The 5,074-nt window shown below is 70.8% G+C and carries 5 protein-coding genes and 1 pseudogene; 4 read left to right on the top strand and 2 right to left on the bottom strand.

Features of this window, described 5'->3' with window-relative positions:
• From WBA11_RS09680 to WBA11_RS09670, 3 genes are all read left to right on the top strand, one after another.
• A partial coding sequence (locus WBA11_RS09680; protein WP_424520494.1) for an aminotransferase class IV occupies positions 1–373 on the top strand: 373 nt, incomplete at its 5' end.
• A 126-nt stretch (positions 374–499) separates the two neighbouring features.
• Complete coding sequence (locus WBA11_RS09675) at positions 500–1,111, top strand: DUF937 domain-containing protein (protein WP_424520493.1); 612 nt, start codon at positions 500–502, stop codon at positions 1,109–1,111.
• 55 nt (positions 1,112–1,166) lie between these two features.
• Entirely contained in the window at positions 1,167–1,979 is an 813-nt protein-coding gene (locus WBA11_RS09670; RefSeq protein WP_424520492.1) for a PPK2 family polyphosphate kinase, read from the top strand.
• Positions 1,980–1,997: 18 nt separating this feature from the next.
• Here the strand turns inward: WBA11_RS09670 and WBA11_RS09665 are convergent, their stop codons facing one another.
• The gene (locus WBA11_RS09665; protein WP_424520491.1) at positions 1,998–3,371 is read right to left on the bottom strand and encodes an MFS transporter; all 1,374 of its coding nucleotides are present in this window, start codon (positions 3,369–3,371) and stop codon (positions 1,998–2,000) included.
• Between the two features lie 101 nt (positions 3,372–3,472).
• Between WBA11_RS09665 and WBA11_RS09660 the strand changes: the two are divergent.
• A pseudogene (locus tag WBA11_RS09660) lies at positions 3,473–3,664 on the top strand (methylmalonyl-CoA mutase family protein); the annotation flags it as partial.
• Here the strand turns inward: WBA11_RS09660 and WBA11_RS09655 are convergent.
• Complete coding sequence (locus WBA11_RS09655; RefSeq protein WP_424520495.1) at positions 3,571–3,969, bottom strand: hypothetical protein; 399 nt, start codon at positions 3,967–3,969, stop codon at positions 3,571–3,573. The pseudogene WBA11_RS09660 and the gene WBA11_RS09655 sit on opposite strands and share 94 nt — an antisense overlap.
• Positions 3,970–5,074: the final 1,105 nt, after the last annotated feature.

Here is a 5,074-nt window from a genome sequence, read left to right as displayed (position 1 = left end):
CTGGGTCGACCGCGAGCCCGTCCTCGAGGCCGGCTCGTGGCGCTGCACCTGCAAGACGACCGACCGCTCGCACTACCGCGCCCGCTACGAGCGCGCCCTCGAGGTCGGCGCCGACGAGGCGGTCCTGGTCAACGAGAGGGGAGAGGTGACCGAGGGGACGCGGACGAACGTCTGGGTCGAGGTCGAGGGCCGGTTGTGGACGCCGCCGCTCCAGGCGGGCGGGCTCGGCGGTGTCTACCGAGCCGACGTCCTCGAGTCCGACCCGCGTGCCGGCGAGCGGACGCTGACGCCGGCCGACCTCGAGGCCGCCGACGCGGTCTACCTCTCGAACGCGCTCCGCGGCTGGATGCCGGTCAGCGCCCTCGAGGCCTGAGGCCCACTGCTCTTGGTACGTCGCCATCGAGGGCGACGCCCGGCCGCCCACGCCGAGCTTCCGTCCTCGAGGACGGGACCCCTCAACGGCCGATCGGGTACGAGGCGACCTCACCCACGACACATCATGAACGGCATCCTCGACCTTCTCGCCGACAACATCGGCGGCGACAACATCGGCCAAATCGCGGGCGCGATCGGGGCCGACCCTCGCCAGACGCAGTCGGCCGTCGCGGCGGCGCTCCCGGCCATGCTGACGGCGCTCAACCGCAACACGAACTCGAACGAGGGTGCCATGGGCTTGGCCTCGGCTCTCGACCGCGACCACGACGGATCTCTCCTGGATCACCTGGGCGGTTTCTTGGGCGGCCAGCTGTCCGGCAAGCAGGCCGACGGCGGCGGCATCTTGGGCCACGTGCTCGGCGGCGACCGAGGCCAGGTCGAGCAGGGCGTCTCGAAGGCGTCCGGTCTCAACATGTCCCAGGTCGCGAAGCTCCTGCCGATCCTCGCGCCGATCGTGATGGCCGCGCTCGGCAAGCGCAAGCGCGAAGCCGGTCTCGACGCGGGTGGGCTGTCCGGGATGCTCGGCCAGGAGTCCCAGCGCGCACGCGCCGCTGCGCCCAACGACCTGCTCGGCCACCTGTCCGGCTTCCTCGACCGCGACGGAGACGGCTCGATCCAGGACGACCTGCTCCAGCAGGCCGGCAAGGCCGCGCTCGGAAAGCTCTTCGGCCGCTAGGCCCGCCCTCGAGGCCGACGACCTCGACGTTTTCTCGCTCACGACCCGTGCTGACATGGAGACCGCTCGCTATCGGATCGCCCCCGGCGACCCCGCATCTCTCGCCGACCGGCCGACGGACGTCGACGGCGGTCTCGACAAGGACACGGCGAAGGAGCGGCTCAAGGAAAACGTCGAGGTCATCCGAGATCTCCAGGAGCGCCTCTACGCCGAGGGCGAGCAGTCTCTCCTGTTCGTGCTCCAGGCGATGGACGCGGGCGGAAAGGACTCGACCACCGAAAAAGTCTTCGGCCCGATCAACCCGCAGGGCGTCCGCATCTCGAGCTTCAAGTCGCCGACCGACCTCGAGCGCGCCCACGACTTCCTGTGGCGCGTCCACAAGAAGGCGCCGAAGGCCGGCATGATCCGCGTCTTCAACCGGTCGCACTACGAGGACGTGTTGATCGTCAAGGTCCACGGCTGGGCCGCGCCCGACGTCATCGAGCGTCGGTACGACCACATCCGCAACTTTGAGACGCTCTTGGAGGACGCGGGCACGAAGGTCGTCAAGGTGATGCTCAACATCTCCAAGGACTACCAGCTCGAGCGCTTCCGACGGAGGCTGGAGCGGCCCGACAAGCACTGGAAGTTCAACCCCGGCGACCTCGACGAGCGGAAGCTCTGGGACGACTACATGCAGGCCTTCCAGGTCGCCCTCGAACGGACGAGCACGGAGACCGCGCCGTGGTATGTGGTCCCGGCCGAGACGCGCTGGTTCCGGGACCTGCTCGTGAGCCAGATCGTGCGCGAGGCCCTCGAGGGCCTCGATCCGCAGTACCCGGAGCCCGAGTTCGATCCCGCGGAGTTCCCGCCGGAGTCGTTGGTCTAGCCGACCTCGAGGGCGCGGTCAGGCCGTCGTCGCCCTCGAGGACGGACGTGCTCCACGCAGGCCCTGGGCGACGATGGCGAGCACGGCCGCGACCGCCGCGATCATCCCGAAGGCCGCCCGGTACCCGACGACCGGCGCCACCGCTGACGCAGCGATCGCGCCGACGAGCGCGCCTCCCGTGAGCTGCCCGATGCTGAGAGCGAGCGTCGAAAGGCCCTGGGCGACGGTCCGCTCTGCCGCCTCGGCCTCGACGAGCAAGATGTAGCTGATCGACGAACCGAGAAGGCCCGCGAGTCCGAACCCGATCAGCGTCGTCCCGGCGATGTGGACGGCCAGGCTGGGGCCGAGTGCGATGACGGTGAGCCCCGCCGCGACCAGGAGGCAACCCCCCGTGACGATCGGTCGGGCGCCGATGCGGTCGAGCATCCGGCCCGCGAGCGGGCTCCCGATCGCGACGCCGAAGACGAGCGGCAACAGCAGGTACGACCCCTGCGCCTTGGTGACGCCGAACGCTTGGACGGCGTAGGCCGACAAGAACACGAACGTGGCCTCGACGAGGCCGGCGCCGATGGCGAGCGCGCACGCGATCTGGACGGGCCGGCGCGCGATGAGCCCAGGCCGGACGAGCGGGGCGACCGCTCGGCGCTCGACGGCGACAAACGCCGCCGTGAGGACGGCCGAGAGCAGCAGAGGCGCCCACACCCTCGAGGACGAAAGGCTCGCGCTGAGGTCGGCCGCGTCGAGGCCGCTCAGGCCTACGGCGAGCGATACCAGGAGCGAGGCGAGCAACACGATGCCCCACGCGTCGACCGGCTTCGGGTCGTCGGCGCGGGTGTCGGGGACGGTCCGTGCGCTGAGCACGAACACGACGGCCGCGAACGGGATCGACAAGGCGAACAGCCACCGCCAGCTCGCGACGGCCAGCATGATCCCGCCGAGCGCCGGCCCGATCAGGAACGCGACGCCGAACACGGCCCCGAGCGCTCCGACGGCTCGTCCTCGAGACTCCGGTGGGAACGTGTCGCCGATCACGGCCGTGGCGACGGGAAAAATCCCGCTGGACCCGAGCCCCTGGATTACGCGGCCGACGAGCAGGACCTCGAACGACGGTGCCAGGACGACGACGAGAGTGCCGGCTGCAAAAAGGGCGATGTCGGCGAGGTACACCGTCCGCCGTCCGGCTCGGTCTGCCCACGCCGCCATGACCGGCAAGCCGGCCAGGTTCGCTAGCACGAACGCGGTGAACACCCACGACACCGCCCGCTCGTCGAGGCCGAGCGCGTCGCGCAACGCCGGGAGGGCTGGACCCACGATCGCGATGTCGAGGGCGGCCAGCAGCGTCCCCATGAAGAGGACGCCCAGCAGTCGCGATGGGGCAGCGGGGGACGGCATCGCCGGTCAAGGTCGCGCCTCGTCCTCGAGGACGGGTGCGGGCTGTGCGAAGGGTGTCGGGAATCGGTATGGCTGGGGTGCTCCGTGAACGAATCGCATGTACGCTGGCCGCGCAGCAGCCTCTCGGCAACGTGCCGCGCGTGACGATCCAGGCGCTCGCCGCCGTCCTGGGCGGGACGCAGTCGCTCCACACCAACGGCTACGACGAGGCCCTGGCGCTACCATCGTCCTCGAGGGCGAGGCGCTTACGACTCCGTCCACCCGTCGGCGCCGCGTCGGAACTCGTAGACAGCGCCGCGACCGCCTCTGACACCGATGGCCCCGACCAGTAGCCGGTCGCCCTCGAGGGCGACGCTCTCGCCGAACGCCGGCCGAGCCCTGCGGGCCACAGCTCGGCCTCGAGGTCCCACTCGCCACTCGGGCGACGGACCCAGACGAACACAGACCCTCGGCTCGCCGCTCTCCCGACGTCCCCGACTGCGATGCGGTCACCGCTCGCGGCAACGGAGAACCCGTATTGGCTGCCGCCTCGAACGTCGCTGAGACGCAGCTCGGCCTCGAGGACCCAGCGTCCTGCTCGTTCACGGAACGCGAACACCGATCCCGCGCCTGCGCCTTCGGTCGCATCTCGCCCTGGCGCGGTGGCCGCCAGTAACGAGCCGTCGAGGGCCACCTCGGCGCCCAGCGCGTCGTTCTCCTGGAGCGTCGGCGGAGAGAGGGTCTGCGTCAGAGACCACGTCGGGCCCCTCCTCTCGTACACGCGGACCGTCCCCGCACTCCGGCGCCCGTCCACGTCCTGTCCCTCCGAGGCCACCACAAGCCGGTCCCGGTCAACGGCGAAGGCGTTCCCAAAGAGCGAAACGCCGCCGGCCCAGGTCGGCCGCTCGTACTCCGTTTCCTCGACGCGGTTCGTCTCCGCCCACCCTCGGCCGGAGCGCTCGTAGAAGACCACGGCGGCGGGCTCGACGAGGTTTGCCGTGATCCGCTCTGTCGCCGCGCCCTCGAGGACGGCTATCTGTCCGCCTGAAACCGCTACCGCCCGGCCGAACGGTCGGCCGAGTGATGGGTCGGCCGCTCGGAACTCAGCAGTCCTGCGCCACCCATCGGAGTCGCGCTCGAAGACGAACGCCCGCCCCGGCACGCTCCGAGTCGCCACACCCAGGACGGGCGCGCCGATAACGGCCACATCGCCCTCGAGGGCGACGCTCAGCGCGTACGAGATTGATCTCGCGGGGTCGTCAGTGAGGAATCCGTCGGGTGGATCGAGAGGGGACTCCGTGTCCCAGTCGTCTCCCTGCCGCCGGAGGACGAAGGCGCCAGATGATGCCCGGGCCGCTACGAGCGCGCGGTCGCCGTCGAGGGTGATGCTGGACCCGAAACTGCGCCCGCCCGCATAGACGGCGCCCGACCCCAGTCCGAGTCCGTCGCACCCGCCCACGAGAGGCACAGCGCGAGAACGGGGAAGAGGCGGCGGAGCGGGAGAGGGGGGATGTCGATGGGTGCGGGGGTGAAGCGAGTCGCCGTGAGTCTGCTCACAGTCCGACCTCGAGGGCGAGCCCGGCCCCTCGAGGCCGGACCCGGACCTGGCCGTCGCGGGCGTTAAGGCGGGCCGTGGTCACGTCGTACACGGACCCGCCGAGGTATGCGACCATCCCGACGACGGCCGCGCCGGCGGCGAGGTTGGCCTGGGAGTCGGTCAGCCC

The sequence above is a fragment of the Rubrivirga sp. genome (assembly GCF_049648075.1).
Taxonomy (GTDB): Bacteria; Bacteroidota; Rhodothermia; order Rhodothermales; family Rubricoccaceae; genus Rubrivirga.
This window is presented reverse-complemented; position numbering and strand designations above follow the sequence as displayed.

Excerpts from the sequence above, each read along its gene's own strand:
- WBA11_RS09675 (WP_424520493.1), top strand. The coding sequence starts at position 500 with ATGAACGGCATCCTCGACCTTCTCGCCGACAACATCGGCGGCGACAAC.
- WBA11_RS09670 (WP_424520492.1), top strand. The coding sequence starts at position 1,167 with ATGGAGACCGCTCGCTATCGGATCGCCCCCGGCGACCCCGCATCTCTC.
- WBA11_RS09665 (WP_424520491.1), bottom strand. The coding sequence starts at position 3,371 with ATGCCGTCCCCCGCTGCCCCATCGCGACTGCTGGGCGTCCTCTTCATG.